Consider the following 14,777-nt stretch of genomic DNA (forward strand, 5'->3'; position numbering starts at 1 on the left):
TGTATGAGAAGGCAGTCCTGCCTAGGGATAAGCTTTGTCAGGCATCTGTATTTTCCCGCAGGGGAAATGTTGAGGATTGATTATGGATTCGCACGGGCTTTTATTCACATTGGAAGGCTTCTATCTGCCGGTTGCACTTTTTGTGCTCAGTACCGCTGGCACTCCGGGCCCAAACAATATAATTCTGACGGCCACCAGCGCTCAGTTTGGTTACTGGAGAGCCTTGCCTGTGGTCTATGGCATTATCCTGGGGAATGCGACCCAGATTGTCCTGATTGCAGCTGGGCTTGGCATTCTGTTCCAGCAGTGGCCCGTGCTGCACATGGTGCTGAAGTTAGTGGGCGGAGCCTATCTGATCTGGCTGGCGTGGAAGATATTGCGCAGTCCCGCGCAGGCTATTGCTGAGGATGATGATCGTGAACCGGTGGGCTTTGTGCAGATGGCGCTGTTTCAGTACCTGAACCCGAAGGCCTGGGTGATGACTTTGTCGATGGTGTCGGCATTTTCGGTGACAGGAGAGGCTTACTGGCAGTCGATCGGACTTATTATGCTGGTGACCTTTATGGTGATGAATCTGACTCAGAATGCCTGGGCAGGTTTTGGCAGTGCCATTGGTCGTTTGCTGACCTCTGATCAGATTCGGGTGCGCTTTAATATGGTGATGGCAACACTAACGGCACTGTCGGTGTACTTTGTGCTCAGATAACGAGTCTTGGTATAAGTAGCCCTGAGATAAGCAGCCATAAGGTGAGTTGTTTCAGTTGATTTTCTCTTCGCTGAACAATCCTGTAAATAAAAAAAGGGTGACAATTTGATATTGTCACCCTTTTGCGTTTCGGATTAGAGTCAGGCGTAGTTTTCGCCAACACCCATGGCGATTGTACGGCTGATCGCAGCAAAGGAGCGGCCGGATTCCTGACGCCATTGGTTAAAGGCTTCCTGAGCTTCCTGCATCGCTTTTTTACTGGTCGGGCTGGTGGCGCTGACAATCTTATGGGCTTTCAGATACGCCCAGACATCATTGGAGAAGATAAAGGTATCCACACCCAGCTGGCGCAGGGCATAAGGACCGGTATTGCCGCCCAGTCGTTTGCCGTGCTTTTTCAGATATTGCCAAAGGCCGACAATATCTTCTTCCGGCCAGTTGGCGATAAAGTTAGCAAAGCTTTTGTGCTCAAACTGCAGATCGTAGATCATCTGGGCATTGTGCTTGATGGTCATCACCTTGCTCAGGTTGCGGATGATCTTGGGGTCTTTGGCTTTTTGTTCCCACTGCTCATCGCTCAGCAGCAGAAGGGTATCCGGTTCAAAGTTGAAGAAGTGCTCTTCAAAATCCGGCCATTTCTGCTCAACCACCCGCCAGACGAAACCGGACTGAAAAATCGACTTGGAAAACTGGGCCAGAAAGCGACTGTCATCCAGATTTGCCAGTACTTCCCGACTAAGGGTATCGGGTAGCAGAGCTTCAAGTGCAGCTTCGCCGCCTTTGCGTTCTGCGGCTCTCTGATAGATCTGGTCAAAGCGTTCCATATCGGTTCCTTGTTCCCCGTTCTCGGTTATTTTCGTCCGGTTTTTTCGGTTTGCAGGATTTTACGTCTTACTGTTTTTTTTTGGTTTGCTGAGCGGCAGATCAGGCTGTGCGCTTCAGGCGTGCCATATAGAAGCCATCACTGTTCAGGGCAGACGGTAAGATGGTCTTCTCTTCCAGCAGTTCAAAAGCACCGCTGCAGTTTTCAAGGAAGTGAGCAACCTGATCCTGATTCTCCATTGGCAGAATGCTGCAGGTGGCATAAACCACTTCGCCGCCAACCTTAGCCATCTTGCTGTAGCGCTGCAGGATATCCTGCTGGGTTGCGCAGAGTTGTTCAAGGTCTTCAAACAGCGGATTCCACTTAGCTTCCGGATTACGACGCAGTACACCCAGACCGGAACAAGGCACATCCAACAGCACACGGTCTGCACTGGCGCGCAGACGCTTGATCTGAGTGGAGGATTCAATAAGTCGGGTTTCCAGATTGTTCACACCGGTGCGTTTTGCGCGCTTGCGCAGCTGATCCAGCTTGCGTTGCTCTACGTCCATCGCGATGATGCGGCCTTTGTTCTGCATCAGTGCGGCGATATGCAGGGTTTTGCCGCCGGTTCCGGCACAGGCATCCACCGTCAGCATGCCCGGCTTCGGATTCAGCATACGGGCGATGTGCTGAGAGCCCAGATCCTGCTGTTCAAACCAACCGTCGTGAAAGCTTTTGCTACGGAACAGGGGAACGTCACCACGAATAATCAGGGCATCCGGCTGTTTATCCACAGCCTCATTAGGAATCTGCTCTGTTCTGAATTGCTGTTGTAACTGCTCCCGGGTGCCCTTCAACTGGTTCACGCGGATATAGCGCAAAGGAGCCTGAGCCAGAAATTCCCGTTCCAGCGGCCAGCGTTGCCCCAGCTGCTGCTGTGCGATCTTATCCAGCCATTCAGGGCAGCCATCTTTCAGCAGGGGCCATTGATTGGCTTCGGTGATACGACGCTTATCGATACTAAAGCCTGTCTTGCTGCCTTTGCCCTGTTGGCGCGGTGCCCGACCCTGTTCAGTCAGCCATGCCAGCAGCAGGCGCTCTGGAGCTTTTACATCCAGAGCATCATCCAGTTCCGCAATAAACAGATAGAAGTTCAGCCGGCGCAGAATATCGCCGGTGGCGTTCACAATTCGGCCCTGTTCAATTGGTGTCATCTCATTGCGCGAGAAATGGAAGGCGTAACTGCGATCCAGTGGTTTTTGCTCCTGCAAGACATCCTTCAGCAGTGCCATTACCAATGTATTGAATGACGAAGGTGCGGTGGCTGCTGATCGGCCACGGGCATTGCCTGAAGCTAGAGGGCGTCCACGACCTTTATGAATGCGACCGGATGCAGACGGACGGCCAGCATTTTTTGGGGAATTTCTTTTTGGGGATCGTGAAGGCTTTTTAGCAGACATGGAGATAACTCATTCAGGCAAAGGCTTAACAACAAATAAAGCACAAAGAAAACGGGCAGGCATCATAAGTATTTGATCGCCTGCCCGCAATGGTTTTACCGGAGACAAGGCCTGCGTCAGATCAGCTTCACCATAATATCGTGCAGCACATTGGCTGCGGCGTGCAGTTTTCGGGAGCCATCCATCAGGTGGTGGTAGATCTCGCGCTTTTTCAGCATCTCTGTGGTGACCTCGCCCTGAAACAGTTCTGCCAGACTGTGGCGGTAAAGGCGCTCAATCTTGCGATGAGAATGCCGTGCGTTATGAGCAGCTTCTTCTGCGGCAGCAGGATAAACCGCCAAAGCTTCAAAGCCCTGTTGAAGCGCTTCGGAACCCTGAAGCAGCTCTTTGCAGATCGCCTGCATGTGGCTGTCCGGTTCAACGTCCAGATCCAGCAGCTCGTTGATGGTGCTCTTACAGTGGGTGATGATCCAGTCGAGGGACTCAATGGCGCGGTAGATATCTTCCCGGTCGATGGGGGTGGAAAACGCCCGGTTGAGCTGGTGCAGGTTACGGATTTTCAGTGAGTCGGCAGCGTGTTCATCTTCCGACAGAATATTGGCTGTCTGGATATCACTGTGCTGCATATAGAGATCCAGATTGCGCAGGGTCTCTGTCACCATGGCGCTCTGTTCTGCCAGCAGACCAAAGAAGTCAGCGGGTGTCGGAATCATGCGATTGATCAGCCGTTGAAACAGCCCCGGTTTTTTTACCAGCTGACGGGTTTGCTGAGCCTGTTGAGGAAGAGGAGTGTTGGTTTTCTGGTCAGTCATGGTTGTTCTTCTGTCCCTGTTCAGGCGCTAAGGCCGGTAAGTTTTAAAAATCCGTACGCCAGCATGGCGACAACGGCGGAGCCCGGAATGGTGAGCAGCCAGGTAATCGCGATCTCTTTGGCTTTTTTCCAGCGTACCGCATGGGGGCGCTCGCTGGCACCAATACCCATGATAGATGAGGAGACCACGTGGGTGGTGGAAACCGGTGCGCCTATCATAGACGCCAGAAATACAACGCCACCGGAGGTGATCTGAGAGTTCAGTGCATGAAGTGGTCGAATCTTATAGATAGAGAAGGCCAGCGTGCGGACAATTTTCCAGCCCCCCATCACCGTACCTAACGTGATCGCTGTGGCGCAGATCGCGATGACCCAGAAGGGCACTTCAAAGGTGTCGATCTGCCCGCTTAACAGCAGACAAAGAGTCAGGATGCCCATGCTTTTCTGGGCATCGTTAGCGCCGTGGGCAAAGGACAGGCCTGCAGTGGAGATCCATTGTGCTGCTCTCAGTTCACGGTTGATCAGAGGGCTGGCTGCTCTCAGCAGTACCAGTGAAATCCGGTGCAGAATATAGCCAAACCAGAATCCTGCTAAGGGTGACAGAAACAGAGCCAGTAACACCTTGGTGACACCGGTAAAGTGTCCTTCGCTGAGTTGGCTGAAACCCCAGACCACGTGATCCGGTCCAACAGCAACGACGACAACGCCCGCTAAACCGCCGACTAAAGCGTGGGAGGACGAAGAGGGCAGGCCGCGCCACCAGGTGATGAAATTCCAGGCCGTTGCCGCAAATAGTCCGCAAATCACCACGGTCAGTGAGAGTTGAGCGGGTAGGTCATCCAGAGTGACAAACTTACCGATGGTATTGGCAACTGCTGTGCCCCCCAAAACCGGGCCGAGAAGGTGAAGCTACCGACAATCAGTACCGATTGTGCAGGCGTCATCGCCCGGCTGGCGATAACCGATGCCACCATATTGGAGGCATCGTGAAAGCCGTTAGTGAAGTCAAACAGCACGACGATGACAACGGCGAAGATAATAAAAAACCAAACATTTTCCATGGCTTAGCCTGTTTCGAAAACAAAGAGAGCTTGTATAAGCAATAGGTGAAAAGCAGCGCTAAGTGTAACCAAGGCGACAGATACCTGCACTGAAAACAGGGAAATGTTTTTAGACTGGATTAAAACTTTTTTCAGCAGAGAGTTTTGTTTTAGGTGGACTTCAAGGTGTCGGGAGAGTCATGCAGAGGAAAGCATAGCGGGAAAAAGAAACCCTCATCCGAAGATGAGGGTTACGGCAGGATATAAACGTGGAGGCATCTATACCCTGTTAACTGCAGCTCCTGTTTCAGTGGGGTTCAGAAACAGGCGGCAATCACTCAGATCTTATTTAGCAGCTTTTTTAGCAACCTTGATCCACTGATCAAACTTCTTCTGGTTCGCTTTGATCCACTGATCCGCGTGACGCTCGATATCTTTAACAGAATCCTGACCGTTGCTGATCATCATGTTTTCAGCACTTACCGCGTTGATCGGCAGTTTCATGATCTGGAAAAGTTTTGCTGCAGCCGGGTTAGCTTCAGCCCACTCTTTGTTCGCAACGATGCGCTCGGAGTTGATATCAAAACCGTAGTTCTTGCCGTTCGGCAGCTTGGTATCGGTGCCGTTAGGGTTTGCGGAGTAAGGTACTTCCAGCCAAACAACATCTTTACCCGGAACCAGTTTTCCGGATACCCAGTAAGGTGTCCAGGTGTAGTACAGCACCGGCTCGCCATCGTTATAACGGGCGATAGTGTCGGAGATGATCGCTGCATACTGGCCCTGTTTGTGAGTGATGGAGTCACGCAGCTTGAACTCGGTCAGCTGGTGTTCGATCACGCCTTCACAGCCCCAACCTGCCTGACAGCCGGTCAGGTCTGCTTTGCCGTCGCCATCGGTATCAAACAGCTTAGCCAGCTTAGGATCTTTCAGGTCGGTAATTTTGGTGATGCCGTATTTGTCAGCGGTTTTCTTATCGATCAGGTAGCCCTGAGCGGCACCACTGATGTAGGTGCCTTTGCGGTAGAACTTGTCATCGCCACCAGCATTGGCATACATACCGTTGTGTAGTGGGAACCAGTTCACTGCCATATAGGTGATATCACCATTGGCGATCGCGGTATAAGCCGCGCTGTAGTCCACTTCTTTAATCGGCTGAACATCGTAGCCCAGCTTTTCCAGTGCCTTGTTAACGATAACGGTCTGGAACTTTTCTTCAGCAATCGGGCTGTGCACCGCCTGAACTTTGATGCCTTTACCCGGCATGTGGCCATCTGCCATTACCGCGCCGCTGGTGATGGTGGTGCTGAGTGCCAGAGCGGTTAAAAGACTCTTCTTCATTGTTTTCATTCGTGCATCTCCATTTTTGCTTCTTATATTCATTTTCGTCTGTTCGGGGTTGGAACAGCTTCGGGATTTAATTCTCTTGGACCTAATGCTTCTGTCCCCAGGCCCTCTCGGTTGAGGCTTCGGATTAGCTACGGCCTGCCAGACGGCGTGCCATACCTACAGGGCCCGCTTCATACCAGTGGCGGACACCCCGGCTGCGGGCATCCTGACCCAAAGCCTGAGTCATGCGGTCGAGGATGATCGCCAGAATCACAATGCCGACACCACCGACGGTTGCCAGACCGATATCCAGTCGGCCGATACCGCGCAATACCATGAGACCTAAACCGCCCACTGAGATCATGGAGGCAATGACCACCATAGAAAGACACAGCATCAGAGTCTGGTTGACTCCGGCCATGATGGTGGGCATCGCCAGTGGGAGCTGAACTTTAAACAGCATCTGGCGGGGATGAGCGCCAAAGGAGTTGGCGGCTTCGATCAGATCCCCCGGCACCTGACGGATACCCAGGTTGGTCAGGCGGATAATCGGTGGCATGGCAAAGATAATGGTCACCACAACACCGGGCACATTACCGATACCAAACAGCATGACGATAGGAACCAGGTAAACGAAAGCCGGTGTGGTTTGCATCGCATCCAGTGTGGGTCGCAGGATGTGATTCACCTTCTCGCTGCGCGCCATCAGGATACCCAGAGGCAAGCCCAGCAGGGTGCAGAAGAAGACCGAGGTGATCACCAGCGATAGTGTGGTCATCGCTTCGCTCCAGGCACCGATACCGCCCAGAATGATCAGACTGATCACAGTTCCTATGGCTAGGCGTTTATTGGCGAGCTGCCAGGCCAGTAAGCCGAAGATGGCAATCATCAGAAACGGGTGTGCTGAGTTCAGCAGGGTATCGATGGAGGTCAGGGTCGCATCCACAGGTGCTTTAATGGCACTGAAGAAAGGCCGGAAGTTGCCCACAACCCATTCCAGCGCGTTTTCTACCCAGCCTTCCAATGGAATCCAGGCTTGCGCAAAAGGATCTGCGAGGGATACCTGATCCTGAACCACTTCGGCGACATCTTCATTCAGCCAGGCTTCGCTGCTGGTGACCTCTTCTGATGAGCGTTCTGCATTGCCCCAGGGGTTGTCTGCAGGCTCTGAACTTGCGAAAGGATTATCGGCATCGGTGTTTTCATTCTCTGCCGCAAAAGGATTGTTCTCTGTACTCATAATCTTGTCTCCCGATGCTCCTGCTTATATTTCCCGGTCAAGGGTTTCCAGCAGGCGAGCCTTGCTGATATTGCCCAGATACTTACTTTCTTCATCGACTACCGGAACGGCATATCCTGTCTTAGCAACTAGACCGATGAGGTCGCTGATGGAGGTATCTGCGGGAACGGGCTCCTGTTCGGTCAGAAGTGCCTGTTCAAGCTTGAGGTCGGTATGAATTACATCCTTCAGGGAGTCCACGGAGACAACGCCGATAAACTTACCGAGTTTGTCGATCACATAGCCGTAATCACGGTCGTTATCCTGCAGCAGTTTCAGGCCGGTGCGCAGGCCTTCACTGGAATCCTTGCGAACAATGGTGACCTGAGTTTTGCGGGCAATATCTTTAGCGCTGAAGACGTTGGAGACATCTACGCCCTTAAAGAAAGATCGCACATAGTCGTTGGCCGGGTTGTGGAGGATCTCATCCGGGGTTCCGATCTGAACCACTTCGCCACCCTGCATAATGGCGATGCGATCACCAATGCGCATGGCTTCATCCAGATCGTGGGAGATAAAGACGATGGTGCGCTGGTGTTCAGCCTGCAGCTTGAGGAGTTCATCCTGCATTTCGGTGCGGATCAGTGGATCGAGCGCGGAAAAAGCCTCATCCATCAGCATCACATCAGGGTTATTGGCCAGTGCGCGGGCTAGGCCAACCCGTTGCTGCATCCCGCCGGACAATTCATCCGGATAAGAATCAGCGTGGGCAGAAAGGCCAACCTGATCCAGTGCATCCCGGGCTTTGGCGTGACGGGATTCTACGGCTTCACCGGCCAGCTCCAGACCAAAGGCAGCGTTATCCAGTACGCTCATGTGAGGCATAAGAGCGAAAGACTGAAACACCATACTGATCTTTTTGCGGCGGACTTCCCGCAGCTGATCGTCATTCATGGCGGCGATATCTTCGCCATCGATCAGTACGTGTCCGCGGGTAGGTTCAATCAGGCGGTTCAGCAGGCGAACCAGAGTGGATTTGCCAGAGCCTGAGAGGCCCATGATGACAAAGATTTCACCTTCGTTGATGGAGAGACTGGCGTCTTTAACACCAACGGTTTGCCCGGTCTGGGCAAAGATCTCATCTTTGTTGACGCCCTGATCGAGCAGCTTGAGGGCTTTGGCCGGGTTTTCGCCAAAGATTTTGTAGAGATTCTGAACTTCAAGTTTTACCGACATAAATCTGTTTCGGAGTCCTGAGTCGTTTAACGTCATTCCATTAGAGGGCTAATCAAAATAGCGGGGTTTTATTCTGATTGATCCCGTTGGAGATTGGTTTTTCTTATGGCTGTATCTTGTTTTTTACCATACAAGGTTTGTCTTAAATGGTAAATGGCTGTTTTATTTCTGTTTGATGGCGGTTTTTGCACAATTTTTATGCTTTTTAGCTTTACGTTGAAATCTTGAGATCAGATTATTAACAGGTTTTGCATCTTGCTGTAATGATTTGTGGTGTATTCAAATGGGGTGGGTGCAGTTGGTTTGTGGGTAAGTCAGGACTGGCTTGAAGGATGTGTTTTAGAAGAGTGGACAAAAAGCAGACATAAAAAAAGCACCGATGCCTGAGCATCGGTGCTTTTCGGGCAAAGCTAAAGGGTTAAATTAACCCAGCTTCTCTTTCAGCAGTTGGTTAACCATCTGAGGGTTTGCTGTGCCTTTGGAGGCCTTCATCACCTGGCCAACAAAGAAACCAACCATCTTGCCGCGTTTGTCTTCAGGGGCAGCCTGATACTGCTCAACCTGTTGCGGGTTGTTGGCCAGAACCTCATCAACCACCGCTGCGATCGCACCGGTATCGGTAACCTGTTTCAGGCCTTTGGCTTCGATGATTTCATCAGCAGAAGCACCTTCGCCCGACCACAGAGCAGCAAACACCTGCTTGGCGGCCTTACCGTTGATGGTGTCATCCATCACGCGCTTGATCAGGTCACCCAGTTGGGCGGCAGAAACCGGGCTTTGCTCGATCTCAACACCGTCTTTGTTCATCTGGCCGGACAGTTCGCCCATTACCCAGTTAGCAGCCAGTTTGGCGTCGCCGCAACGCTCTTTAACCTGCTCGAAGTACTCAGCCATCGGGCGGGTTGCAGACAGAACACCGGCATCGTAAGAAGACAGGCCCAGCTCGTCGATAAAGCGTTGCTTCTTCTGTTTAGGCAGTTCCGGCATTTCAGCGCGGATGTGCTCGATATAAGCTTCATCCAGTTCAACTGGCAGCAGATCCGGGCAAGGGAAGTAGCGGTAATCGTTCGCTTCTTCTTTGCTGCGCATGGAGCGGGTTTCGTTCTTGTCGGCGTCGTACAGGCGGGTTTCCTGAACCACTTTGCCGCCATCTTCGATCAGTTCGATCTGGCGCTCAATCTCATGATTGATCGCTTTTTCGATGAACTTGAACGAGTTGATGTTCTTAATCTCAGCTCGGGTGCCGTATTTCTCTTCACCTTTCAGACGAACAGAAACGTTGGCGTCGCAGCGCATGGAGCCTTCGGCCATGTTGCCGTCAGAAATGCCCAGATAGGTCACGATGCTGTGAATCGCCTTGATGTAGGCGATCGCTTCTTTGGCAGAGCGCATATCCGGCTCGGAAACGATCTCCAGCAGCGGCGTACCGGCACGGTTCAGGTCGATTCCTGTCATGCCATGGAAGTCTTCGTGCAGAGATTTACCGGCATCTTCTTCCAGGTGCGCGTGGTGGATGCGGATCTGGCGGATTTTGCCCTCTTCCGGTTCCACTTCGATGATGCCGGGACCTACGATTGGCAGATCGTTCTGAGTGGTCTGGTAACCTTTTGGCAGATCCGGGTAGAAGTAGTTTTTACGCTCAAAAACAGACTTCATGCCGATCTCGGCTTCAACGCCCAGACCGAACTTAACCGCCATCTCAACGGCTTTTTCGTTCAGTACCGGCAGAATGCCCGGCAGGCCCAGGTCAACGGCGCAGGCCTGGGTGTTTGGCTCAGCACCAAAAGCGATGCTGGCGCCGGAGAAAATCTTAGACTGGGTGGCGAGCTGAACGTGAATCTCAAGCCCGATGACTGCTTCCCATTCCATAATACTTTTACCTCTATATACAGGTCTGAATACGGTTCGCTTTTAGCGTGATGTCACTGTTTGTTGTGAGCGATCACTGACCGGCGTTGGGTGCCAGCTGGTGCCAGTTGGTTGCAGTCTGGAACTGGTGTGCTGCGTTCAGCAACTGGGACTCTTTAAAGTGTCCCGCCAGAATCTGCAGACCTACCGGACGACCGTTGATCAGTCCTGCAGGTACCGAGATACCCGGCAGACCGGCAAGGTTAACCGCCAGGGTGTAAATATCTTCCATGTACATCTGTACCGGATCGTCGGTGTTGCTGCCCAGATCGAATGCGGCTGTTGGCGTTGTTGGGCCCATAATCAGGTCAACTTCGTTAAACGCATTCAGGAAATCCTGCTGGATCAGGCGGCGGATACGTTGAGCCTTTCGGTAGTAAGCGTCGTAGTAGCCTTCAGAAAGTGCGTAAGTGCCCACCAGAATACGGCGCTGAACTTCTTTACCGAAGCCTTCACCACGGGAGCGCTTGTACAGATCTTCCAGATTTTCCGGGTTGTCACAGCGATAACCATAACGAACACCGTCAAAACGAGACAGGTTAGAGGAGGCTTCAGCAGGAGCAATAATGTAGTAGGACGGGATCGCCAGCATGGTGTTCGGCAGGCTGATCTCCTGTACCGTTGCGCCCAGTTTTTCAAACTCTTTTACTGCAGCCATGATGGCTTCTGACATCTCGGCAGACAGCTCTTTACCGAAGTACTCTTTTGGCAGACCGATACGCAGGCCACTTAACGGTTGGTTCAGATCGGCGGTGTAATCCGGAACGGCTTTCTTCAGGGAGGTAGAGTCTTTTGGATCGAAACCTGCCATCTCGTTCAGAAGCAGAGCGCAGTCTTCAGCAGTGCGCGCCATAGGGCCGCCCTGATCCAGACTGGATGCGTAAGCGATCATGCCCCAGCGGGAAACGCGGCCATAAGTTGGCTTAAGGCCTGTGATACCGCAGAACGCTGCAGGCTGGCGGATAGAGCCGCCGGTGTCGGTGCCGGTTGCGCCCGGAGCCAGGCGTGCAGCAACAGCTGCTGCGGAACCACCGGATGAACCACCGGGAACTGCATTGGTATCCCAAGGGTTTTTCACCGCGCCGAAGAAGCTGTTCTCGTTGGAGGAGCCCATCGCGAACTCGTCCATGTTGGTTTTACCCAGAGAAACCATGCCGGTGGCATTAAATTTTTCAACCACGGTGGCATCGTAAGGTGCGATAAAGTTAGACAGCATTTTCGATGCGCAAGTGGTCAGCACGCCGTTGGTGCAGAAGATATCTTTGTGTGCAATCGGGATGCCGGTCAGGGTTTTGGCGTTACCGGCAGCGCGTGTAGCATCAGCTGCTTCGGCCTGTGCCAGTGCCTGTTCGGGGGTCACAGTAATAAAGCTGTTGTACTGGCTGTCCAGAGCATCAATGCGGCCCAGGAAGTGGCGGGTCAGTTCGACGCTGGAAAATTCACCGTCGGCAAGACCTTTGGCAAGTTCAGCGATAGTCTTGTTATGCATGGGGGATAAAATCCTTTGCTACGGTTTTCTATACCGCTCTTCCGGAGTCCTGGCGTCGGGTTGCCATTTTTATAATGACTTCAGAAGAAAGAGTCGTATTTCAGAGTTGTCGAGAGAGCTGTGTCTCCGGACAAGGATCACTCAATAACTTTCGGTACCAGGAACAGGCCGGCTTCTTTCGCTGGCGCATTCTGCTGGAAGTGCTCGCGCTGGTCGCTTTCAGTCACTTCGTCATGGCGCAGGCGCTGGGTTGCATCCAACGGGTGTGCCAGAGGATCTGTACCTTCGATATCAACCGCTTGCATCTGGTTAACCAGTTCTAAAATGCTGGTCAGATTACGGGTATATTCCGGGATATCGTTTTCTTCGATTTTGAGTCGCGCCAGGTGCGCTACTTTTTCAACATCGGATCTTTCTAGAGCCATGATGTTTCTTCCTGCCCTGATTGAACCATTAATCAGCCTAGGCTCTTTGTTTTGCCGCAGGGATAAAAGTGCTGCAGAAGACAAAGTGGCGATGGCGTGATTTTGATTGGGTTAAATAACAAAATAGGCGCGCAATTTAACATATTTCCGCACCGCTGACACATTTGTATCTTGCCGTAGGGGGCTGCGGTTGATAGAGTTCTGCCAGCACAGGGTAAATCGGATTTAGGTGAAAAAAATCACATGTTTAAACGACTCAGAGGACTGTTTTCGAGCGATCTGTCCATCGACTTGGGTACAGCAAATACTTTGATCTACGTTCGCGGTCGCGGTGTAGTTCTGGATGAGCCATCAGTTGTGGCAATCCGTCATCATGGAAATCAGCGCACTGTCGCTGCAGTTGGCCTGGACGCCAAGCGCATGCTGGGTCGTACACCCGGTAACATCACCGCCATCCGTCCGATGAAAGATGGTGTGATTGCAGACTTCCACGTCACTGAGAAGATGCTGCAGCACTTTATCAATAAAGTGCATGAAAATAGCTTTCTGACTCCTAGCCCTCGTGTTCTGGTTTGTGTGCCTTGCATGTCAACTCAGGTTGAGCGTCGTGCGATTCGTGAATCGGCGATGGGTGCGGGTGCCCGTGAAGTGTTCCTGATTGAAGAGCCTATGGCTGCTGCAATCGGTGCCGGTCTTCCTGTTGAGGAAGCGAACGGTTCCATGGTTGTTGATATCGGTGGTGGTACCACAGAGATCGCGATTATCTCCCTGAATGGTGTGGTATACGCACAGTCTGTTCGTGTGGGCGGTGACCGTTTTGATGAGGCGATCGTATCTTATGTGCGTCGTCACTATGGTAGCCTGATTGGTGAAGCGACGGCTGAGCGCATCAAAGAAGAGATCGGTTGCGCGTATCCGGGCAGCGAGCTGCGTGAGATCGATGTGCGTGGTCGTAATCTGGCGGAAGGTATTCCGCGTAGCTTTACCCTGAACTCTAATGAGATTCTTGAAGCGCTGCAGGAGCCTCTGTCTGCTATTGTTCAGGCAGTGAAGAGTGCCCTTGAGCAGTCTCCGCCGGAACTGGCTTCTGATATCGCTGAGCGTGGTCTGGTTCTGACCGGTGGTGGTGCTCTGCTGCGTGATATCGATAAGCTGATCGCAGAAGAGACTGGTTTGCCAGTTATCATTGCTGAAGAGCCTCTGACCTGTGTGGCCCGTGGTGGTGGTCGTGCTCTTGAAATGATCGATCAGCATACGTTTGACCTGCTTTCTACAGAAGGTTAAACACCGGCAAGTGACCTAAATCACAGCTGAAGAGAATGGCGGTTTGAATACCGCCATTTTTTTGTTTACTCTTCCCTAAATTTAACTCCCACCCTTACATTGAACTGGCGCTTATATCGGTCATTCAATGCCGGACCAGACTGCTTTGGACAAGTAACAGGCTTAAGGAGGCTGCGATTAACCCTTTGTTTGTTAAGGGCCCTTCATTAGGGCTTCGATTATTGGCTTGTCTTGTACTGTCACTGGTGCTGATGTTCTCTGATTATCGTTATCAGCACATGGATCAGGTTCGTTCCGTTCTTACCGTTGCTGTGACACCTTTGCAGTGGGCGGTAGATCTTCCCAGCAGGCTTTGGTCCTGGGGCGCAACAACCTTTTCAGATCGTAACGCGCTTCTCGATGAAAATGCTTTGCTGAAAGAGCAGGCGCTTCAGCTATCCAGCAAGAACCAGCGTATGGCTTACCTGATCGCAGAAAACCTGCGTTTACGCGAATTGCTCAATGCGCAGAAACCTTTCAAAGATAGTTTCCTGCTTGGTGAAGTAATCGGACTTGATGCGGATGCTTTTACTCATCAGGTGCTGGTTAACCGTGGCCGCAATGATGGTGTCTATGAAGGTCAGGCGGTTGTGGATGCATTGGGGCTGATGGGACAGGTGGTATCGGTCAGCGCTTATACCTGTCGCGTTCTTCTGGCAGCGGATACTGCTCATGCTGTGCCGGTTCTTATTAACCGCAATGGTTTCAGAGTGATTGCTATCGGCTCGGGCAATATCGATGAGCTGACATTAAGTCATGTTCCGGACACTGCAGATATCAAAGAAGGTGATCTGCTGGTGACCTCAGGTCTTGCGGATCGCTTCCCTAAAGGCTATCCGGTTGCGGAAGTAAGTCGTGTTCGACATGAGCCGGGCAAGCCTTTCGCATCGGTGTCTGCCAGACCGTTGGCTCAGTTGGAAAGAAGCCGCTATGTGCTGATGCTGAACCCTCAGGATGTAACAGAAGATCCGGGTTCGGAAGAAAACGCAGCCGTTGTCGATGGGGATAAAAAAGAGGAGCAAAACTGAT

14 protein-coding genes are annotated in these 14,777 nt (G+C 52.1%); 3 read left to right on the forward strand and 11 right to left on the reverse strand.

The window, feature by feature from the left end:
* The first annotated feature begins 82 nt into the window (after nucleotides 1-82).
* On the forward strand, nucleotides 83-706 hold the full coding sequence (locus BV405_RS12610) for a LysE family translocator (RefSeq protein ID WP_086481253.1): 624 nt from the start codon (nucleotides 83-85) through the stop codon (nucleotides 704-706).
* A 140-nt stretch (nucleotides 707-846) separates the two neighbouring features.
* On the opposite strand, the gene BV405_RS12615 is transcribed toward BV405_RS12610, so the two are convergent.
* The 11 genes from BV405_RS12615 to gatC form a co-directional block, all read right to left on the reverse strand.
* Entirely contained in the window at nucleotides 847-1,530 is a 684-nt protein-coding gene (locus BV405_RS12615) for a DNA-3-methyladenine glycosylase I (protein ID WP_086481254.1), read from the reverse strand.
* 100 nt (nucleotides 1,531-1,630) lie between these two features.
* A complete protein-coding gene (locus tag BV405_RS12620; RefSeq protein ID WP_217895652.1) occupies nucleotides 1,631-2,971 on the reverse strand; it encodes an RsmB/NOP family class I SAM-dependent RNA methyltransferase in 1,341 nt (446 codons plus the stop codon).
* A 116-nt stretch (nucleotides 2,972-3,087) separates the two neighbouring features.
* The gene (locus BV405_RS12625; RefSeq protein WP_086481256.1) at nucleotides 3,088-3,783 is read right to left on the reverse strand and encodes a DUF47 domain-containing protein; all 696 of its coding nucleotides are present in this window, start codon (nucleotides 3,781-3,783) and stop codon (nucleotides 3,088-3,090) included.
* Nucleotides 3,784-3,803: 20 nt separating this feature from the next.
* A complete protein-coding gene (locus BV405_RS12630) occupies nucleotides 3,804-4,670 on the reverse strand; it encodes an inorganic phosphate transporter (RefSeq protein ID WP_217895653.1) in 867 nt (288 codons plus the stop codon).
* Nucleotides 4,595-4,843, reverse strand: a complete 249-nt coding sequence (locus BV405_RS17795; RefSeq protein WP_217895654.1) for a hypothetical protein — start codon at nucleotides 4,841-4,843, stop codon at nucleotides 4,595-4,597. Before BV405_RS17795 ends, BV405_RS12630 begins: the two co-directional genes overlap by 76 nt.
* A gap of 324 nt (nucleotides 4,844-5,167) precedes the next feature.
* Complete coding sequence (gene proX / locus BV405_RS12635) at nucleotides 5,168-6,169, reverse strand: glycine betaine/L-proline ABC transporter substrate-binding protein ProX (RefSeq protein WP_086481257.1); 1,002 nt, start codon at nucleotides 6,167-6,169, stop codon at nucleotides 5,168-5,170.
* Nucleotides 6,170-6,293: 124 nt separating this feature from the next.
* Entirely contained in the window at nucleotides 6,294-7,388 is a 1,095-nt protein-coding gene (gene proW / locus BV405_RS12640) for a glycine betaine/L-proline ABC transporter permease ProW (RefSeq protein WP_086481258.1), read from the reverse strand.
* Between the two features lie 24 nt (nucleotides 7,389-7,412).
* Nucleotides 7,413-8,603, reverse strand: coding sequence for a glycine betaine/L-proline ABC transporter ATP-binding protein ProV (proV, locus tag BV405_RS12645; protein ID WP_086481259.1), 1,191 nt, complete (start codon nucleotides 8,601-8,603; stop codon nucleotides 7,413-7,415).
* Between the two features lie 423 nt (nucleotides 8,604-9,026).
* The gene (gene gatB / locus BV405_RS12650; protein WP_086481260.1) at nucleotides 9,027-10,472 is read right to left on the reverse strand and encodes an Asp-tRNA(Asn)/Glu-tRNA(Gln) amidotransferase subunit GatB; all 1,446 of its coding nucleotides are present in this window, start codon (nucleotides 10,470-10,472) and stop codon (nucleotides 9,027-9,029) included.
* A 73-nt stretch (nucleotides 10,473-10,545) separates the two neighbouring features.
* Nucleotides 10,546-12,000 carry an Asp-tRNA(Asn)/Glu-tRNA(Gln) amidotransferase subunit GatA gene (gene gatA / locus BV405_RS12655; protein ID WP_086481261.1) on the reverse strand — a complete coding sequence of 485 codons (1,455 nt, stop codon included), beginning with the start codon at nucleotides 11,998-12,000 and terminating at the stop codon, nucleotides 10,546-10,548.
* A 137-nt stretch (nucleotides 12,001-12,137) separates the two neighbouring features.
* Entirely contained in the window at nucleotides 12,138-12,425 is a 288-nt protein-coding gene (gene gatC, locus BV405_RS12660; protein WP_086481262.1) for an Asp-tRNA(Asn)/Glu-tRNA(Gln) amidotransferase subunit GatC, read from the reverse strand.
* A gap of 243 nt (nucleotides 12,426-12,668) precedes the next feature.
* Here gatC and BV405_RS12665 point away from each other — a divergent pair, with 243 nt between their 5' ends.
* Nucleotides 12,669-13,709 carry a rod shape-determining protein gene (locus BV405_RS12665; protein ID WP_086481263.1) on the forward strand — a complete coding sequence of 347 codons (1,041 nt, stop codon included), beginning with the start codon at nucleotides 12,669-12,671 and terminating at the stop codon, nucleotides 13,707-13,709.
* A 185-nt stretch (nucleotides 13,710-13,894) separates the two neighbouring features.
* On the forward strand, nucleotides 13,895-14,776 hold the full coding sequence (mreC, locus tag BV405_RS12670) for a rod shape-determining protein MreC (protein WP_086481264.1): 882 nt from the start codon (nucleotides 13,895-13,897) through the stop codon (nucleotides 14,774-14,776).
* The last annotated feature ends 1 nt before the right edge of the window (nucleotide 14,777 follow it).

Source organism: Oceanospirillum sanctuarii (assembly GCF_002150805.1).
Lineage (GTDB): Bacteria > Pseudomonadota > Gammaproteobacteria > Pseudomonadales > Halomonadaceae > Oceanospirillum > Oceanospirillum sanctuarii.

Bases quoted from the DNA above. Each gene is read 5' to 3' on its own strand.
- BV405_RS12625 (WP_086481256.1), bottom strand. From the start codon at position 3,783: ATGACTGACCAGAAAACCAACACTCCTCTTCCTCAACAGGCTCAGCAA.
- BV405_RS12610 (WP_086481253.1), top strand. From the start codon at position 83: ATGGATTCGCACGGGCTTTTATTCACATTGGAAGGCTTCTATCTGCCG.
- proX (WP_086481257.1), bottom strand. From the start codon at position 6,169: ATGAAAACAATGAAGAAGAGTCTTTTAACCGCTCTGGCACTCAGCACC.
- proV (WP_086481259.1), bottom strand. From the start codon at position 8,603: ATGTCGGTAAAACTTGAAGTTCAGAATCTCTACAAAATCTTTGGCGAA.
- BV405_RS12620 (WP_217895652.1), bottom strand. From the start codon at position 2,971: ATGTCTGCTAAAAAGCCTTCACGATCCCCAAAAAGAAATTCCCCAAAA.
- gatA (WP_086481261.1), bottom strand. From the start codon at position 12,000: ATGCATAACAAGACTATCGCTGAACTTGCCAAAGGTCTTGCCGACGGT.
- BV405_RS12665 (WP_086481263.1), top strand. From the start codon at position 12,669: ATGTTTAAACGACTCAGAGGACTGTTTTCGAGCGATCTGTCCATCGAC.
- gatB (WP_086481260.1), bottom strand. From the start codon at position 10,472: ATGGAATGGGAAGCAGTCATCGGGCTTGAGATTCACGTTCAGCTCGCC.
- BV405_RS12615 (WP_086481254.1), bottom strand. From the start codon at position 1,530: ATGGAACGCTTTGACCAGATCTATCAGAGAGCCGCAGAACGCAAAGGC.
- gatC (WP_086481262.1), bottom strand. From the start codon at position 12,425: ATGGCTCTAGAAAGATCCGATGTTGAAAAAGTAGCGCACCTGGCGCGA.
- proW (WP_086481258.1), bottom strand. From the start codon at position 7,388: ATGAGTACAGAGAACAATCCTTTTGCGGCAGAGAATGAAAACACCGAT.
- BV405_RS17795 (WP_217895654.1), bottom strand. From the start codon at position 4,843: ATGGAAAATGTTTGGTTTTTTATTATCTTCGCCGTTGTCATCGTCGTG.